The following is a 19193-nucleotide window of genomic DNA, read 5'->3' as shown; positions in this document are numbered from 1 at the left end:
TTGTAAATGGGACATCATCATGCTCATAATAACAATCATGATTACCCCGATTTAAAAGGACGCAATCTTTTTATATCTATATTATTAAACATTCTTATTACTGTATCACAAGTTATAGGTGGTATAATATCTGGTAGTTTAGCGCTTTTAAGTGATGCCCTTCATAATTTTAGCGATGTACTTTCTTTAGTTGTTAGTTATATAGCTAATAAACTTTCGAAAAAAGAAGCCTCTATTTATAGAACTTTTGGTTATAAACGTGCCGAAATTTTAGCTGCTTTTATAAATGCTTCTACTTTATTAATTGTTGCTATATTATTAATAATTGAAGCTATTAAACGGTTTCAAAATCCAGAAGAAATAAAATCTAATTTAGTTATTTGGTTGTCTCTTTTAGGTATTATTGCTAATGGTATTAGTGTGCTTTTACTTAAAAAAGATTCAGAGGCAAATATGAATATGCGTAGTGCTTATCTACATTTATTTACCGATATGATGGCGAGTGTTGCAGTACTTATTGGTGGTTTATTAATGAAGTTTTATCATATTTATTGGGTAGATAGTGCTTTAACTTTAGTTATTGCTATTTATTTAATTTGGATGGGTTTCGATTTATTAAAAACATCTACCAAAGTACTTATGTTGTTTACTCCAGATAACATTCCTATAAAACAAATAGTTGAAGAAATAAATGCTTTTGAATCTATTAAAAACTTTCATCATGTACATGTGTGGCAGTTAAATGAAGATGAAGTACATTTAGAAGCGCATATAGATTTTAATGAAGATATTACATTATCAGAATTTGATACTGTTTTAAATGAAATAGAAAACTTAGTGTATAATAAATACCATATAAATCATGTAAATATTCAACCAGAATATAGAAAACCAGATGTTAAAGACATTATTGTACAAGACTAGATTAATTTTTTTATTTCCGATAAAACGGAAACCTTTTTTGAGTAAATAGAAAGATGATAGAAATTCAAGTAAAAACCTTTTCAGAATTAACCAAACAAGAACTTTATAATTTACTACAATTACGTAGTGAAGTATTTGTTGTTGAGCAAGATTGTGTATATCAAGATATTGATGGAAAAGATGAAAAAGCACTACATATTTTAGGTTTTAAAAACGAAAAAATTATTGCTTATACTCGAATTTTTAAACCAGGCGATTATTTTGAAGATGCTAGTATTGGTAGGGTAGTGGTTGCAAAAAACGAACGTACTTTTAAATATGGTTATGATATTATGAAAGCTTCAATTGAAGCTATAAAAAATCATTTTAAAGAGAAAAAAATAAAAATTTCCGCGCAAGCGCATTTAAAATCATTTTATAATAATTGTGGGTTTAAAGAAATTGGAGAAGAATATTTGGAAGATGATATTCCACATATAGCGATGATAAAAAATTAATTATCGTTTTAAAGCAAAGTGTCCTTTTATAGCTTCGCCTGTATTTAATACAACTACATACCAATAACTATCGCTAGGTAGCAGAGATCCTTTATAAGTACCATCCCAACCAGGAGTATTAGGTAATAAAAACTTTAAAAGTTTACCATATCTATTATAAATAGTAATATTATTAATACTGTTATTGTTATCAATTACTTTCCATAAATCGTGACTTCCATCATTATTAGGCGTAAAGTATTTTGGTATATAATATTCTGCATCAGTAATTAACACATTAAAACTAGATTCATTATTGTTACAAACCGTTTCATTATAAATATAAATAGTTTGTCGAGTAGTAATTATATCTCCAGCATTAAGTTGCGTACCCTTACCTCCAGTTGCTGTATAATAATTTCCGTTGTTAAGTATTGGTAAGTTGTAAGAAGGCCCAATAAAATCATCTAAAGTATCAACCAAAACAAAATTACTACATGCATCTTCTGTGTTTACATAATTAGAAAAAGAAGCGGGTTGCCAAGTGCTATGATCTTGATTTATATTATCAACAACAACACAGTTTAAATCTGGGTTTAAATTAAAATCCATGAAAACTATATTATTATTATTTCCATTATTGATATTTAAATAACATAATTGATTATTTCTACAGTTTAAACTTGTTAAAGAATTATTTTGAGTAAGATTTAATTCTGTTAATTGATTACTAAAGCAAGTTAATGTGATTAAGCGGTTATTATTAGTAACATCTAAAATACTTAATGAGTTTTGATTACAGGATAAAGTTGTTAAGTTTGTATTATTAGTAACATCTAAATTTGACAATAAATTATTACCACATCTAAATTCGTTTAAGGAACTAATATTAGAAACGTCTAGGCTTATTATTTGATTGTTTTCACAAACAAAATCAACTAAGCTACTGTTATTTGAAACATTTAAATTTATTAAATTATTGTTTTCACAACGCAATGCTCTTAAATTAATGTTTTGAGAGATATTTAATGTAGATAATTGATTATTAAAACACCATAAAACTTCTAAGTTATCGTGTAAAGTAACATCTAAATTTGTTATTAGATTATCGTTACAAAACAATTGTAAAAGATTAGTATTGTTTGTAATATTTAAAAAAATTAATTGATTTTCTTCACAATTTAGAATTTCTAGTGCTATAAAATCTTCAATACCAGTAAGGTCTGAAATATTAGAATTTGAAACATCTAAATTGGTTAAGCCACTTATATTTGAGGTTAATACAGAACCGTTAATAATTCCAGAATCTATTCCAGAATCTATTAAAGTTTGTTCAAAATTAGCATCAGGAATAGCTGTGGTTTGTGCTATACCAATAAAACTTATAAGTATAAATAAAACAGAAAATGTTATCTTTTTAATTGCCACCAACATAGGTAATTAAAATTTCGACACGTCTATCAAATTTTGGGTCGCCACCAAGTGGAAATTTTCTTCGCATTCCTAAATGACGCATGCGTTTTTTACTCACTCCTTTTTTTACAAAATAATCGTATACATATTTTGCTCTGGTTTCAGATAGGTTACGAAGTTTTGTTTTTCTATCTACAGCATCTCTACTATTTTGTGTACAACATACATGCCCTTGAATAGTAAAATAAATATCTTCTCGTTCTGCAAGTACTTCTGCAATTTCGGTTAATATTTTTTTAGAATCTGGTGTTACTGTACTATAACCTGTTTTAAATAAAATATTTTTAAAAATGATTTTATCACCTTTTGTACTTTCTTTTATTAAGTCTACAACATTTTTTTCTTTAGCTATAGGTTCTTTTTTTACAATTACAGGCTTAGGGGTTTTAGGTTTTACAATTATTTCAACTTTTCTATTTAGTCCTCTTATTTTTAAAAGGTTTTTTTCTTCAATAATTTTTAGAAGTATTTCACCTTTACCATCTACATTGCTTATTAAATTTTCGCTAATTTCATTATTAGAAAATATAGTTTTTATAGCATCAGCTCGTTGTTGAGACAGTCTTAAATTATAAGTGTCTGCACCAATATCATCACAAAAACCATAAATAGAAATAGATTCAATATCAACATTATTTAGTGTAGAAATAAAAAGAAGTAATCGGTTTTCTTCAGTAGAAGGAACGGTATATTTATCGGTATCAAAATAAACTTCGTGGGTTAATTTATTTTGAGAAAATCCAAATTGGCAACAGTATGTAATTAATATTAATACAAATAGTTTATTCATAGTAGGAATATAGAATAAGATTATAAATATACTATTTTAATTTTCGATAAATAAACTTACTCGTTTTATCGTAAATAATCCATATAAGTTGTGATGCTACCTAGTATTTCGTTAGCCTTTTTTATTTTAGAATCATGAATTTTATAGTATTCATATAAGCCTTCTCTATAAGTATAACGTTTTACAATTTCTTCGGTTAATAATTCTAATAAATAGTCTTTATTTTCATCAATCACATCAGATTTAGAATTATTTAAATTAGAAATTAATGTGTTGAAATCTTTTTCAATATTATCATTTAATTCTTCTTTTTGAGAGGCTTCAAAAGCTTTATAAAGTGCTTTTTCTGTTTCTGTTTCAAAAGAAAAATTATTTGTTTTTAGGTAGTTTTTAAAATCTTTAAAATCTGCTTCTGTTAATTTTAACGTATTCACATCTTTTAAATTATGCTTGTAATAATAGTTTGTAGCATAATTAAAAACAAGGTCGTTATTTACTATAGCATTTGTAATTGCAGAGTTTTTTGAAGCGCTAAAAATAGCGTCAGGAAATACGCCACCACCATCAAAAACTTTACGTCCGTTTTTGGTTTTAAATTCGTTGTAATTTTCTTGTTTAACACGAACGGCTTCTCCTTTTTCGTTTCTATGCCAATAATCTAAAGCTTGAATACAACGTCCAGAAGGTGTGTAATATCTAGAAATAGTAATTTTAATTTGTGTACCATAGGTTAGTTTTTTCGGGCGTTGCACTAAACCTTTTCCAAAGCTTCTAGACCCAACAATAACTGCACGATCTAAATCTTGTAAAGAACCGGAAACAATTTCACTTGCCGAAGCACTACCACCATCTATTAAAACAACCAAAGGTATTTCTGTATCTATTGGGTCGTTTTGTGTATAGTAAGTTTTATTGTATTTTTTTACTTTAGATCTTGTGGTTACTACTAATTGCCCTTTTGGAACAAATAAGTTTACAATTTTAATAGCTTCGTTTAATAAACCACCAGGGTTACCACGTAAATCTAGAATAATTCGTTCTGCACCTTGCGCTTTTAAATCGCGTAACGCATAATTGGTTTCGGCAGCAGCTTTTTTATTAAATTTACTTAAAACAATATAGCCTGTTTTATTGTTAACCAGAGAAAAGTGAGGTACTGCACTAATTTCAATTTCAGCTCTTTTTATAGTGGCTGTTTGTGTTTTACCTTGGCGTTTATAAGTAACTTCTACTGATGAACCTGGAGCGCCTTTTAATAAATCGCCGGCATGTTCTTTATAGGTTTCAATTAATGTATTTTCTACTTTAATAATTTCGTCGCCCGCTTTTAAACCTGCTTTGTCAGCTGGATAATCTTTGTAGGGTTCTACAATAATTAGCTTATCTTTTAATGTTTTTACTTTAGCGCCAATACCAGTATAATCGCCTGTATTATTAATTCTAGCCGCTTCTACATCTTGTTCATTATAAAAATTGGTGTACGGATCTAAATCAGCCAACATGCTTTTTATAGCAGTATCCATTAAATCGCCAGGGTTTGTTTCATCAACATAATTCATGTTAATTTCTTTAAACAATGTTGTGAAGATTTCTATTTGCTTTGCTATTTCAAAAAAATCGTTTTTAAAAGCGGTTCCTGTTAAGAATATGATGCAGGCAATAACAGGAATTATAATTTTCTTTTTAAGTAAGTATTTCATTAGAATTATTTTTTAGAAACGTTGTCTTGAAATTTTTCAAATAAAAGTTTCATTCTGTTTTCAACTTGGTCTAAAGTGGGTTTGTCTTTGCCAATGTACAAAATCATAAACGCATGCTGTGTTGTTAAATTGTTAAAATAAGTGACTTTGTTTAATCGGTAAGATTCTCTTAACAAACGTTTTATGCGGTTTCTGTCTATAGCTGTTTTAAAATTTCGTTTACTTACTGAAATACCAGTTTTAGCCATAATATCTTCATCAAAAGATGTAGACATATAAACTAACCGCAACGGATATGCAGAAACCGATTGACCTTCAGTAAACAATAGATCAATGAGCTTTTTGCTTTTTAGTTTTTCTTTTTTATTGAAGGAGAATTTCAAATAGTTTCTTTTAATTTCCAAAGGTAATGAAATAAAAAAATCACTTGGTTTTAATGTTGGTTTTTGGCTATAATCTTTAATTATGGTGCTATTATTTCTTATAAATTTTAAGTCTTTTACATGATATAAATCATAGTTAAAACATTTGAATACTAGTAATTTAACTACTTATAAAAAGAGGTGGTATGGGCGACTTAAATGTTACTAAACTAAGCACAAAAAAGGATAGAGCAAATTATATTCATCACTTATTAAACGATATAAAGGCTCTTGATTTATTGATTGAAAAAGGTTTAATAGAAGATAACCCTATTAGAATTGGTGCGGAACAAGAATTTTTTTTAGTCAACAATCAATTTTTACCAGAAAGTAAATCGTTAGAACTTTTAAAGGATATTAGCGACACTCATTTTACTACAGAAATTAGCAATTACAATCTTGAAATAAATTTAGATGTTTTAGAACTTAAAAAAGAAAGCTTTTCTCAATTACATAAACAATTAGATGCTTTGCTTAAAAAAGCTAAAAAAGTAGTTGGTAAAAAAGGTGTTAAAATTATTCTATCAGGCATTCTACCCTCATTGTCTGTAAATAATGTTGATGAACAAAGTATGACGAATGTTGAACGGTATTCTCATTTAAATGATGCTATTAAACAATGGAGAAGAAAGCAAAGTTTTGATATTCATATTAAAGGTGTAGACGAAATAAATTTATTGCACGATTCCGTAATGTTAGAAGGCTGTAATACCAGTTTTCAAATGCATTTACAACTAAGTCCAAAAATGTTTGTAGATAATTATAATTGGGCACAAGCTATTTCTGGTCCTGTGTTAAGTGCTTGTACCAATTCGCCTATTTTATTTGGCAAGGAACTTTGGAGCGAAACAAGAATAGCTTTGTTTACACAAAGTATAGATACTCGTGCTAATTCATATTTATTAAACGAAAAACTATCTAGAGTTAGTTTTGGTAGTAATTGGCAAACAGGTTCTATTACCGATATATTTAAAGATAATATTTCTAGGTTTAGAAGTTTTTTAACAACAGGTTTTACACGTGATAGTGTAGATATGATACATAGTGGTGAAACACCTAAATTAAGAGCCTTACGTTTACATAATGGTACTGTATATCCATGGAATAGAGTGTGTTATGGTGAAACTAATGGAAAACCAAATTTAAGAATTGAAAACCGATACATACCTTCTGGACCCACAACAACTGATGAAATTGCTAATATGGTGTTTTGGGTAGGTATTATGTTAGGTAAACCTAAAGCGTATAATAATATTCATGAGCAATGGGATTTTAAAGATGTAAAAACTAATTTTTTTAATGCAGCGCGTTATGGAATGGCAACTCAGTTTTATTGGAATGGCAAATATGTTTCTAGTTACGATTTAATTTTAAATGAGCTCCTTCCCATGGCTTATAAAGGTCTGTATGCAGCAGGGATATCGCCAAAAGATGCAGAATATTATTTAAAAGTTATTAAGGATAGAATAAAAGCCTATAATGGTTCAGAATGGCTTGTTAGAAATTATCGAAGCTTGTTAAAAAATCATAAACGTTTTGAATCCATGCAATTATTAACAGCAAAGTTATATGAAAAACAAGAAACTGGATATCCTGTTTCTACATGGAGGATGCTGGATCATTCAGAAGATGTTCATTTTCTAAAAAACCGGTTTGTAAAGCATATTATGAGTTACGATATTTTTTCAGTAGATAAAAAAGACAGTATTGACCTTGTTTTAAATATAATGAAATGGAAAAACATTCATCACATGCCTGTTATAAACAACAATAGAGAGTTGATTGGCTTAATAACATGGAAAGATGTAGAAGCATATATAGATGCCACAAAGCAGAAACATAATAGTGTTGATAAATTAATGAAAACAGACATTGTAACTATTGATGAATATACAGCTATTGAAACAGCTAAAAAACTTATGAAAGACCGTGCTATTGGATGTCTTCCAGTAATTAAAAATAATAAATTAATAGGTTTAATTACTTTAAACGATTTTAATACATGACTGAAGTATATAGCAAAGCGTTAGAAAATAAACTAACTGTTAACAGAATACTCGGAAAAATAGAAGGTTCTCTGCCTGGGCCAACAGTTGTTTTTTTTGGAGGTATTCATGGTAACGAAACGGCTGGTGTTTTTGCGATTAAAGATGCCTTTGCAGGGATAAATGAGTCCTATGTAAAGGGAACCATTTTTGGTGTTTCGGGAAATTTAGAAGCTCTTAAAAAAAACCTGAGATATATTGAAAAAGATTTAAATAGGTTGTGGACAAAAGAAAGTATTGAAGCTATAAAAAATAAGGCAGACTTAAATGCTGATGAAAATGAATTAAAAGAATTATTAGATGTTTTAAATGATATTTTAAAAACCAATAACCCACCATTTTATTTTATCGATTTACATACTACATCTAGTCAAACATTACCCTTTATTACTATTAATGATGCTTTAATAAACAGGAAGTTTTCTAAACAATTTCCTGTACCTATTGTTTTAGGTATAGAGGAATATTTGCAAGGACCTTTATTAAGTTATATAAACGAATTGGGTTATGTATCGTTAGGTTTTGAATCTGGTCAGCATGACGATTTGCGCTCTATAACCAATGGCATAGCCTTTATATATTTAACCTTAGTTTATTCTGGAGTTTTAAAGAAAAAAGGACTTTTAGGGTTTTCTGGTTTTTACAAACAACTCCAAACTCAAGCCATTAATATTATAGATTTTTTTGAAATTATTCATCTTCATAAAATACAGCAACATGATGTTTTTAAAATGTTAAATGGTTTTAAAAGTTTTCAAAGTATTCATAAAGGAACGAAACTGGCAATTAATAATCAAATTGAAATAACATCACCATATAGCGGTCGTATTTTTATGCCTTTATACCAAAAAAGAGGCGCCGAAGGTTATTTTATTATAAAACCGATTAAACCTTTTTTATTAAAATTGTCAATATTTTTAAGAGGCATTAAAACGGATAGTTTTTTGGCCTTTTTACCAGGTATACATTGGTTAAATAAACAAGAGGGTATTTTACAGGTAAACTTAAGAATAGCTAAGTTTTTTGCTAAATCATTTTTTCATTTGTTAGGTTATAGAAATAGGCAAATAACAAACACGCATTTAAGACTAAATAATCGCGAACGAGTTGCTAAAACCAGTATGTATAAAAAAGAACCTTGGTATTAAATTAAGGGTTTTTAGGTGTGTTTTGTTGTAAAGTTACGTACAAACTTTTTTAATCAGATTCGTACTGTACTTATATAAGTCCAAATAACAAATAAAATTTGTAAGGGAATCCTAAACCATAAATATGAAAGACCGTTGCCATCAAATGTTCCTTTTTGATAGTTTATATTATTTATAGAAGCATAAATATTTGCTGGTAACATTAAAAGAAGGAAAATAATTAATGTCCATCCAGATATAACTTTTATTTTAGGAATTAAAATACCTATTGCAAGTAAAACCTCAAAGACTCCTGTTAGGTAAACAAAATTTTCTTTAAATGGAATGAATTCAGGTATCATCATAGACATTCCTTTTGTAAATACAAAATGTCCAATAGCAGTAAATACAAGCATTATCGACATTGCAATTCTTGCAGATAAGGCAAAATCATATTCCTTTTTTATTACTTTAATTGCAAAAAGTGAGATGATAAACGTTACTAAAAGTATAATTAAAGGTTTCATATTGTTCTACATTTGTGAAATACAAAGATCAGAAAAGTAGAAATAAATTAAATGAACCCAAGTTAATTAATCCGTTTTCTTATTCTACTCAAAGCTTGTGGCGTAATTCCAATATATGAGGCAATATATTTCAAAGGAATCTGCTGTAATAGTTTGGGTCTATATGTAAACAAGTCTAAATATCGTTCTTCAGCAGTTTTATTTAATAACGAAATTTCTCTTTTTGATTTAATTAGAAACATTTTTTCAGCCATTTTTCTTCCTATAACATTTCCATTGTTTGTTCTTTGATAGACTTTTTGTAAATCATTGTTTGAAATTTGCCACAAGATTGTTTCTGTCAATGTTTCAATTTGATATTCGGAAGGGCTTTGGGCTAAAAAAGAATCATAGGCGGTAACAAATTCATTTTCAAATAAAAAACCGAAAGTTAAATCAGATTCTTCTTTTGGAATATAAAGTCGTATTATTCCTTTTGAAATAAAGGATAAATAATTTTCAGTTTTACCAATTTCTAATATTGTAGTATTTTTTTCAAGTTCCACTTTTTGTAGTTTAGAAGAGAAAAATTTCCAGTCAGAATCGTTCATTGGAGATATATTATCAATAAACTTTCTGATTTCGTCCATTTTGTTTTTTATTTGTGGTTAACTAGGTTGATATGAAATCGTTTTAATACTGAAATAAATTTATTATAAATGTTTTATATCATACATTAAACAAAGTTATAATTTTTTTATAGCAATGCCAGGTAATTGGATTATTATAAAAAGCGCTTATTTTTCTTATTTCATTGCTTTTTCAGCTTTTCTGCGCTTAACATAGTCTTTGTATAGTTGTCTCCAACTTCTGCCGTTTGAGTTTAAGTATTGCTCATTTTTAGTTTTATAAATTTCAAAAATAGCTGAGATTTGTCTCATACTTTTATAGTCTACAGCCATTTCGCGGGCCTCTTTCAGGTTTTTCAGTATTACAGTTTCTTCTTCTGCTGTAAGATCTGTAACGATGGCATGATATGCTTTTAAAGTAAAAGCTACTTTTCCAATGGTATATTTATCAAGAATTTTTTCAACGTGAGATTCATCAAGATCAGCTCTAAGTCCTGCCATAAGTGCTTCATGCACAGAAAGAGGTATTGCAGAATCTGCAATAATAGAACGATCTAAATCGGTTAGTTTATTTCCTGTTCTTGGGTTGATTCCTGCAGGAACAGCATCAAATGGATGGCTATTGTGCCAATTAACTACTGCAGTACGATGTTTAGCAATGACTTCTGTAATTCTAGCTTCTTTTTTTTCGTCACCTAAGTTAAGCTCTTTAACCCAGTTTTCAGATTTTTCCCATATTTTAGAATCTTTATTTACTTGAGCTAAACAGATGTTTGTTGTAAATAAAAAGGTAGCGACTAGTATTCCTAAATTTTTAAAATTCATAAGTTTTGCATTAGTCCTAAATTGGAATTTTACTTCCGTGATTTAAGAAATTTATTGGTTTATTCTTTAAAAATAAAAAGAGTAGAACTAATAAAAACACAAAATTCATCTTAGTTTTTTTTTATAAAGAGTCGTTATTGGTTACTTACTAAATATTTCTATATTAAGCTCCATACCTTCTTTTATATGGACACTATATTCCTTTTTGTCATTAGGATGTTGATGGGTAAAAACACGCTGGTTGTAGATACTAGGAGAGAGGTCACGTGCTCGGTGATATACCGTCCATTTTTCAATGTCTTCTTTGGTGAGTTCTCCTTTGCGTTGTTTGTCCATCATTTCTATTATAAATGGATCTCTAGAATTGCTAGTCCATCGTGTGGCTCCTTGCCGTACTTCTATTTTGTATGTACCTGCTACTGGACCTTCGTTTTTAGGCACCGAATAAAGTCCAAGTTTTCCTGTGCCACTGTTATTTTGATAAATAATAACTGGTGGTGCATTAGGGTCATCAATAGAGGTCATAATTACAGAACCTCTAACTAAGGGTTTTCCATCAAGTAAAATAGAGCCAGATAATGACGTTCTTGGTTTGTCTGTTAAAAGTCCGTTTGCCCATAACCAGTTTTTAGCTAAGTATGGCCACTGACCTAAAATGGGATCTCCAATAGCAAAACCAGTTCCATGATTACCCGTTTGAAAGAAGTGTGTTTCAACAGGTATTTTAGCATGAAGTAAATTGGAATGCATTTTTACCATGCCTTTGTAACTTCCTGAATCTTCAGCAGTACCATACATAAATATTGGGGGCATATTAGCTTTTGGAAATGATTCCAATGTCGCAGGCAATTCGCCATATCCATACGCCAACATAATGAAGTTAGGATTTGTAGGTTGTCTGTCTAATGCATCTGTTGATTTCGAGTTTCCTGGAAACGAACTAAAAGCTAAATCGGCACAGAGGTTTGCTCCAGCAGAAAAACCTACAGCTCCCAATCTTTCTGTAGAAATATTATATTTAGAAGCATGTGCACGGATATACTGTAAAGCTCTTTGTCCATCCATGAGCCATTCTGTTCGTCTATAAATAGGTCTCAATCTATACCTGAGTAAAAAGGCTGTGAAGCCTTGTTCTTTTAGCCATTGAGCAACCAAAACTCCTTCATGATCTTTGGCACGTAGAACAAATCCACCACCAGGAATCACCAAAACTGCTGTACCATTGCGTTTAGATACTTCTGGTATAAAAGGGGTGATTGCAGGTTTATCTTCATCGCTTGTGCCTGTAGCGTTTGGTGCGCCATTGGGCCATAACAGAATAGGGTCTTCAAGGTTTTGCTCATCAAAAGCCAAAGCTGTTGAATCTTTTATTGTTAATGTTTGAGCTTGTATCTCAATAAAAATATTAAGAAAAGTAAATACTATTATGAATGTATTAAATGATTTTTTCATTTGTTTATCATATATAGTTGTTGAGTTTATTTATTTACGTAATCGTATGAGTAGATTACTTAACATCTATTATAACTCTTTGATATCTTGTTAAAGTAGGTGAATTATTATCTGATACTTCACAAACCACATGTATTGATTTTCCTTTAGAATTTGTTTTAGGTACTACAAAAGAAGCTTGTTGTTTCCCTGAATTTTCTATGGTAATTGTTCCTTCATAAGTATCAGCTTCCTCATATTGCCACCATTTGTAAGTTAGTTCGTCTCCATCTGGATCTGTTGTTCCTAAAGCGCTTAGATTTATTTTTTCACCGGGTTTAACAATAAGATCGATGGCATGATCAATAACAACTATTGGAGCATGATTTACTTCTTCATATGGTTTTACACTCCAGTCTGCACGAGCTGCCCATTCATTTTGTTGAGCTACAGCCCAACGCCATGCGGGTTTAAAAAATTTCATCATACGTTCATCATTATGAGAAGTACCGCCTTCGTTTATTCTTATTCTTCCCCAACAAGTTTCTCTAAAATATCTGCCTTCAGGATATTCGTAGCCTTCATATGGAGCAGGATCCATCCAAGTATTATCGCGAATCCAAACAAAGCGACCGCCCCAGCCACCCATATCTGGAGATTCCATGCTACGTAAACCAGTAACAATATTGTGTAAAAATGCAGGTGAATCTCCTTCTGAACGAAAATCGTTTTCTACAAACCCATCATCTGTTTCTTTATGCGATTTATATAAGGCACATAATGGCCCATGATCTTTCAGAATGTTTTTACGCATCCAAGTTCCGTCAAAATATTGGTGTTGTTCTTTTGGAAGAATCTTTTTCCAACGATAGGCAATGGCTTCAAATTGATCTGAAATGATGGTGGTAATTTTATATTTTCCCCAATGCGGTAAAATATACCTTTGATACGTATCATCTTGTTCAAAGATACAGTATAGCCTTATTTTATTAGCCACTTCTGCCATTCTTTCTGGGTGCTCTTCTTCAATTGTTTTTAATGCTCTGGCTATGGTATTTATGCCACCCCAAGCTTGAAGCCATATCGGCCTTGAATCAGTCTCGTCTAACAATACGTCAACAATTAGTTGAGATCCATCTGTTACTATTTCCATTTCTCCTTCTGCACTCATATTACCCATACGTGTTTTACTTCTCAGGTAAGATGGTGTTGGAAAATTAGGATCATGCTTTATAAGGTTTGGGTAAATCTTTTTATAAGCTGCTAAATACGGGTCAATCCAAGTATCGCCCGCCCATTCGAATCCTTGCCAGTGGTATTGAGAACTTGTAGTTACAATACCTTCTATATCAAATTCATTTGCATAAAGAAGGAACCGAACCATGGAGCATTCATCATCAATTTCACCATCACTGGTTACTATAATACGAGGTTTATCTCTTTTATTTTGAGCAATTATATAGTTACTGCCGAAAATTAATAATCCCAAAAATAGTACGGAATAATATTTAATGTTAAGTAGCTTTTTCATTGTTTTATATTTAGTTTATTCAAATTGGTTTTTAAGGGTCGATTTAATGAATCTTGATATTTTTTTATGTGAGGTTTTATCATAAAAACCAAAAACACATACAGCATCGGTTCCAGTATATGCTCGTTTGTCTTCATCTCTACCAAAACTAAAAATCACCATATTATCTCCTTGTCTCCAACCTTCATCACCAGCCGAATCTGGTCCAACGTTTTTAACTGCTGCATAAAAAACTTGAGCATCTTTAGGGTCGCTATCTACTAAATAGAAGAATGACGAAGGGAATTTATTGCCAAATTCTGGTTCAAGATATCCTAGACCACCAGATTTTACTTCTCTATGCACACCATCTTTTAATACATAATAATCTTTGTCTATTTGTGATTCTTGTTCGCCTCCAATAGGGCCTTCAAAAAGGAATGCATACTTATCATCGGCTCTTATTATTTTAATAGCAGCATGCGTTGTGAAAAAATGATATTCTAATTCATAGGTAGCGTTAGATGCTATCATGATTAAATGATCACCTTCTAATTTATCTTTGAACTCTATATTATTACCATTTTCATCAATCCAACGTGAAGTAGAATTACTTTTTCTTTGCGGATGATTAAAATTACCTTCTCCAAAATTTGGCCAACCTCGGTATTCATGTCGCCCGCCTTTATTTGGCGATTTATTATAGCCTCTATCTGCATCATTTCCTATCCAATCGTTTCCTGCTTTATCAAAGGCGCTACTAAAACCTGATTTACCATCGGTTTCTCCGTTTTCAAAATACCAAGTACCTCCAGCTGCTGCAATTTTCCAGCATATATTATCAAAATGACGAACTTTGGTAACCACTACTTTATTTTGAAAAGTAACGTAAGGCATTCCAGAAAGAGGTTCTTCATTATTTAAACTTGTTTTTTTAGAAGGTTGCACATTTACTATTAAACGGCGATACGCATATAAATTTGGACTACCATCATCATAAACTTCTAGTATGATATGAATATTTTTATTAGCGGCATCTTCAGGAATTTTTAATTTAGTTGAATAAGACGTGTTATTCGGAATTGTTATATCTCCATTATAACTACTTGGCTCGTTATAAAAAGACCATGCGTAAGACAGGTTATTTCCATCAGGATCAGATGAACCATTTGCATTTAGTTCAATATTTGAACCCGCCGTAGCATTTATAGTTAAAACGTTTCTGGTTTTATCACCATTTAATATAGCTATAGGATGGTGGTTGGCTTCTTCATAATTACTTGTGATACTCCAATCCATTCTGGCGGCAAAATCGTTATTATAACCTTTGTTCCATTTTTTTATGGCTTTGGATTTTTCAGGTGTGTTACCGTACATGTAGTATGGATCGTATTTACTTTCACCTTTTTCTTCAATTTTTTTTACTCCAGACATACTTCTGATACCTGCCTGTTTTTCAAAGCTGAAGCGACCACCCCAACCTCCTTGATCAATTTGTTCAGGGTCATTTAACCCATTAGGATATACATGCATAAATGCAGGAGTATCACCTTCGGTAGCCCATTTTGTATCTGGATATACAGCGCCTAACGGACCATGACTTTGAATGTCATCACGTTGATAGGTGCCATTTTTTGGTGGTGCCCAACCATAAACACCTGTTGCACGAATGTAAAATACATCTGGAAATGTTTTAGCAATCCAAGCTCCAGCATCGTCTTGCCCAAGTATATCAAATAAGCGTAGTTTACTCAAAAATTCTTTTAATTCTTCTGGTGAGCGGGTTTCTCTAACTTTCCATATAGCTTGAGCAGCATTATTCATACCTCCCCATCCCATTACCCATACAGGTCGCGGATCATCTTTATCTACAGATGCTATAATGAGTTCTGAACCAGCACTGTCTTTTCCTGTACCAACATCACTCATACCATAACCTGTTTGCCCCATTACAGATATTGATTTTAAATATTCAGGCGTTGGAAATCCATTAGCATGAACAGATAAATTGGGGTAAGATTCTTCATAAGCATTAACAAGTTTGTCTAACATAGTTGTATTACTTTGAGTCTTTCTCCAACAACCAGTTGCGACAATTAATCCTTCAATATCAAATTCGTTTGCGCTCACCAATTGTCTTACCATAGACTGCTTATCGTCTGGATCTGCTCCTAAATCTGTAGTGTTAATGACGCGTGGCTTATAGTTTTTGTTTTTTGCTGTTAAAGATGCTAATTGCCACTCTTTAATCATTTTATCAACAAATTTTCTTGTATTGCCACCTCTAAATTGTAAGACAGAAAGTTTCGCTACTTCTAAATTTCCCATACTAGAAGATGAATAACTTGGAAGGTAATAACCTGCTCCTTTTGTATATTCTAGGTTAGAAATGTTAGTCCAATTTTCTTTAGCAGGTTCGCTAATAAACATCGATTTTCCTTCATAATGGCCATGAACATCTTTCAATGCTAATTTTTCTTGAGGTAAAAAAGCCCAACTAATGGTGAGTTCTAATTCAGGAATAATTGCTTGATACCAATCTTTGTTATCAATAATTTTAACTCCTTGGTATTCAGCTGGAATATATTTTTTTAGCCAGTTTGTGTAACTTAAGCCAGTTGGAACTATAAACTTATTGGTTAATTCTTCCTGTGATTTATTATTGCTATAAGAAAACGATGAATTAGCAACTATTAACAATACTGCAATTAGAAAGGGTAGATTAGTAAATAGTCTCCTTTTTTGTTGAGAATGATTATTTCCGTTCTTCTTTTTTAGATGATTCATAATTAACTAATTACCTTTTTAGAATTCAATTTATTTGTTGGTTTTTTTCTTTTTTAATGTTGAATGACTAATACTAGTTACTAACCGATACCGGATATAGCGTTGTTGGATCTACATTGTTTCCATTTATAGAAAACCTCATAATACCTTCTCCTCGAGTACCTGCTGCTTCATCTTTGTAGGCGCCGTTATAATATAAAAGTTCGATTGGGTAAAGACCTGCTTTCAAGAATACCGCTGTTCCTTTAGGAGATTCACCAGGGGCTTTTCTATAACCATCATTTACAATAACTTTTTGACCACCAATTAATAAAATGGTTCCATCATCTGAGGAAATATTGAAGTTTACTTCACCTTTTTCTGGAATAGCAATGTACCCATTGAAGCTAAACAGACATTCATCTATATTTCCTAGTTCCGTTTCATAATACATAGCTAAACTATCACCATCTTCTTTTAACCAGTCTATCATAGGTGTTAGCTCGTTTCCTGAGTAGTTTAACCTTGTTGCATTGAAAAGTCCGTGAGATGGAGTCGTTTTCATTATATGAATTCCTTCTCCTGCCAAACCGGATAGAGGGCCACCTGATCTTTTCCAAAGTCGACCCACAAGTCCAGTACCTTTTTCAGTAGGTATTTTTTCTGCTGTAGAAGGAAAAATTAATGTTTTATTAATTGTGTTTGCCGAATAAAGAGTTTCTGTTTTAACAGGAGATCCGTTTATTTCAAAATTAAAAACACCTTCTCCGTATCGATTTAAGTAATCCCTCCAGCTGCCATTGTAATAAACAATTTCAATTGGATAAAGTCCTGGAGATTTGAAAGATATTTTACCTTCAGGATTTTTTCCTGGAGCATTTCCGTGTCCATCATTATTGATAACCTTTTGGCCACCTATCCAAACCATACAACCATCATCTGATGAACCAGTAAATGTCACTTCTCCTGCTTCTGGAATGGCAATAAGACCTGTAAAACTAAAAATACTGCCATCAACATCAGGACTTTCAGGCTTATTTGAGAAAACTACGCTTGCACCATCATCTCCTAGCCAATCTACCAATAGCGAAATATCATTTCTTTGGTATTTCAGTTTTGTTGCTTTGAAAGTAGCATCAGCTGGTCTTTCATTAATAGTGGCTATAACATCGCCAGCAAGTTTAACCATTGGACCTTTTGTGTACTTCCAGTAGCGTCCGTCTAATCCATTTCCTGCTTTATCGAGGATACCCGAAATTGGGTTAATTTGTGCATAAGATGAAGTAGTAAACATTCCTATAATCATCATTAATAAGCATGTTCTTTTATGTAATAAAGTCATTTTTTAATTTTTAGTTAGTATTTAATTTTTACAGTTTTATGATTTTACTTTATGTTTTTGTCATAATTAATATTAGATATAGATACTCAATAAAAGGTATTGGTATAAATTCATAAAATATAAACAATGAGAAATAAGAATATTCCAAGTATGACGGCTATTAATACCACCTCTTTAAATACTCTCCATTTAATAAATTTAATTCTCATTAGGCTTTCTTAATTTATTGATAATCTTTCCAAGCTTTGGTCATTTTATTAACAAAGGCTTTAGCATCACCATTGAATTGTATGACACAAATACTACCTACTTCAAAATTACTCATACTTGAAGCATTATATTTTGAAATAAAATAGCCTACGCCTTTTGTAAAATGGACATTAGGAAGTTTTTCCCAGCCTTCACTAGCTTTTTTTTCAATGAAAAACGACTTATTATTATCTTCTCTTACTCCGTGCAGATCTTTTAATTGCATTTGAGATTTGTCCATGGTTCCCCAAGTAACAGTTAAGTCTATTTTAGGAATTACAGACTGATACCAAGCACCGTGATAATCAATTATAAGTTTAGGGTGTTCTGTATTGATATATTCTTTTACCCAAATAGAAAATCCTTCTTCTGATTTATATAGTTTCTTATCGTAGGTATTAACCATATTATTTACAAATTTCTTTGCATCATTATCGCTGAATTGAATTATTGAGACTGGACGAACTTTAAAATGCCCCATGGTTGATGATGAATATTTTGAAACATAATATCCGATCCCTGGGAAATATTTCACACCTAGAAGGTTATCCCAATTTTCTTTAGTCTGTTTAGCGATGAAAAGAGATTCATTTTCACTAAGTCCTTCAACCTCTTTAAGTTCTGTTTGTGTTGAAGTTACTGGTCCCCAGCTAAGTGTTAATTCATATTCTGGAATATAAACCTGATACCAATCATTGTGATGATCATATGTTGTATTTTTGTAATTACCTGGGACATGTTTTTTTAACCAGTTTGAAAATTTGGTTTCAGTTTTATTAGGTTTGTTTGTTTCTTTTAAACTGTCTTTGTTTTGAATTATTTTAACCTCTGGAGATATATATTCTTTTATCGAATAATCTAATTTTACTTCATTTTTTTTTGGTGCTGCATGAAGTTTTTTATAAGGTGTTATAAATACAAATAAGGTTATTAAAATCAATAAAAATTGAGTTTTCATGGCTGTTTTTACAAATTAAA

Annotated in this window: 16 protein-coding genes; 4 read left to right on the top strand and 12 right to left on the bottom strand. The window is 31.0% G+C overall.

Annotation, left to right across the window (positions count from 1 at the left end; genetic code table 11):
- Nucleotides 1-6: 6 nt before the first annotated feature.
- The gene (locus ACH5TW_RS09610; protein WP_439336283.1) at nucleotides 7-924 is read left to right on the top strand and encodes a cation diffusion facilitator family transporter; all 918 of its coding nucleotides are present in this window, start codon (nucleotides 7-9) and stop codon (nucleotides 922-924) included.
- 53 nt (nucleotides 925-977) lie between these two features.
- Nucleotides 978-1421, top strand: coding sequence for a GNAT family N-acetyltransferase (locus ACH5TW_RS09605; protein WP_439336282.1), 444 nt, complete (start codon nucleotides 978-980; stop codon nucleotides 1419-1421).
- Here the strand turns inward: ACH5TW_RS09605 and ACH5TW_RS09600 are convergent, their stop codons facing one another.
- The 4 genes from ACH5TW_RS09600 to rnpA all read right to left on the bottom strand — a co-directional run bounded on the left by ACH5TW_RS09600 (nucleotide 1422) and on the right by rnpA (nucleotide 5746).
- On the bottom strand, nucleotides 1422-2828 hold the full coding sequence (locus ACH5TW_RS09600; protein ID WP_439336281.1) for a T9SS type B sorting domain-containing protein: 1407 nt from the start codon (nucleotides 2826-2828) through the stop codon (nucleotides 1422-1424).
- Nucleotides 2818-3663: an OmpA family protein gene (locus ACH5TW_RS09595; RefSeq protein WP_439336280.1), complete on the bottom strand. Its 846-nt coding sequence runs from the start codon at nucleotides 3661-3663 to the stop codon at nucleotides 2818-2820. Before ACH5TW_RS09595 ends, ACH5TW_RS09600 begins: the two co-directional genes overlap by 11 nt.
- Before the next feature lie 65 nt (nucleotides 3664-3728).
- Nucleotides 3729-5363: a S41 family peptidase gene (locus ACH5TW_RS09590; RefSeq protein WP_439336279.1), complete on the bottom strand. Its 1635-nt coding sequence runs from the start codon at nucleotides 5361-5363 to the stop codon at nucleotides 3729-3731.
- 5 nt (nucleotides 5364-5368) lie between these two features.
- Nucleotides 5369-5746: a ribonuclease P protein component gene (gene rnpA, locus ACH5TW_RS09585; RefSeq protein WP_439336278.1), complete on the bottom strand. Its 378-nt coding sequence runs from the start codon at nucleotides 5744-5746 to the stop codon at nucleotides 5369-5371.
- A 185-nt stretch (nucleotides 5747-5931) separates the two neighbouring features.
- Between rnpA and ACH5TW_RS09580 the strand changes: the two genes are divergently transcribed.
- A complete protein-coding gene (locus ACH5TW_RS09580; protein ID WP_439336277.1) occupies nucleotides 5932-7791 on the top strand; it encodes a glutamate-cysteine ligase family protein in 1860 nt (619 codons plus the stop codon).
- Nucleotides 7788-8978 carry a succinylglutamate desuccinylase/aspartoacylase family protein gene (locus ACH5TW_RS09575; protein ID WP_439336276.1) on the top strand — a complete coding sequence of 397 codons (1191 nt, stop codon included), beginning with the start codon at nucleotides 7788-7790 and terminating at the stop codon, nucleotides 8976-8978. Before ACH5TW_RS09580 ends, ACH5TW_RS09575 begins: the two co-directional genes overlap by 4 nt.
- Nucleotides 8979-9031: 53 nt before the next feature.
- Here ACH5TW_RS09575 and ACH5TW_RS09570 read toward each other — a convergent pair whose 3' ends face one another.
- The 8 genes from ACH5TW_RS09570 to ACH5TW_RS09535 form a co-directional block, all read right to left on the bottom strand.
- A complete protein-coding gene (locus tag ACH5TW_RS09570) occupies nucleotides 9032-9484 on the bottom strand; it encodes a DoxX family protein (RefSeq protein WP_439336275.1) in 453 nt (150 codons plus the stop codon).
- 62 nt (nucleotides 9485-9546) lie between these two features.
- Nucleotides 9547-10113 carry a Crp/Fnr family transcriptional regulator gene (locus ACH5TW_RS09565; protein WP_439336274.1) on the bottom strand — a complete coding sequence of 189 codons (567 nt, stop codon included), beginning with the start codon at nucleotides 10111-10113 and terminating at the stop codon, nucleotides 9547-9549.
- 156 nt (nucleotides 10114-10269) lie between these two features.
- Nucleotides 10270-10917, bottom strand: coding sequence for a DUF3826 domain-containing protein (locus ACH5TW_RS09560; RefSeq protein ID WP_439336273.1), 648 nt, complete (start codon nucleotides 10915-10917; stop codon nucleotides 10270-10272).
- A 141-nt stretch (nucleotides 10918-11058) separates the two neighbouring features.
- Nucleotides 11059-12369: an alpha/beta hydrolase gene (locus ACH5TW_RS09555; RefSeq protein WP_439336272.1), complete on the bottom strand. Its 1311-nt coding sequence runs from the start codon at nucleotides 12367-12369 to the stop codon at nucleotides 11059-11061.
- Nucleotides 12370-12424: 55 nt separating this feature from the next.
- A complete protein-coding gene (locus ACH5TW_RS09550) occupies nucleotides 12425-13879 on the bottom strand; it encodes a DUF1593 domain-containing protein (RefSeq protein WP_439336271.1) in 1455 nt (484 codons plus the stop codon).
- Nucleotides 13880-13894: 15 nt separating this feature from the next.
- Nucleotides 13895-16645, bottom strand: coding sequence for a nucleoside hydrolase-like domain-containing protein (locus ACH5TW_RS09545; protein ID WP_439336270.1), 2751 nt, complete (start codon nucleotides 16643-16645; stop codon nucleotides 13895-13897).
- A gap of 73 nt (nucleotides 16646-16718) precedes the next feature.
- Complete coding sequence (locus ACH5TW_RS09540) at nucleotides 16719-17966, bottom strand: PA14 domain-containing protein (protein ID WP_439336269.1); 1248 nt, start codon at nucleotides 17964-17966, stop codon at nucleotides 16719-16721.
- Between the two features lie 223 nt (nucleotides 17967-18189).
- A complete protein-coding gene (locus ACH5TW_RS09535) occupies nucleotides 18190-19173 on the bottom strand; it encodes a hypothetical protein (protein WP_439336268.1) in 984 nt (327 codons plus the stop codon).
- Nucleotides 19174-19193: the final 20 nt, after the last annotated feature.

Origin of the sequence: Thalassobellus sediminis (assembly GCF_044386045.1) — a bacterium.
Classification (GTDB): domain Bacteria; phylum Bacteroidota; class Bacteroidia; order Flavobacteriales; family Flavobacteriaceae; genus Thalassobellus; species Thalassobellus sediminis.
Note: the sequence above shows the minus strand (reverse complement) of the source record. Positions and strands in the feature narration are given on the sequence as shown.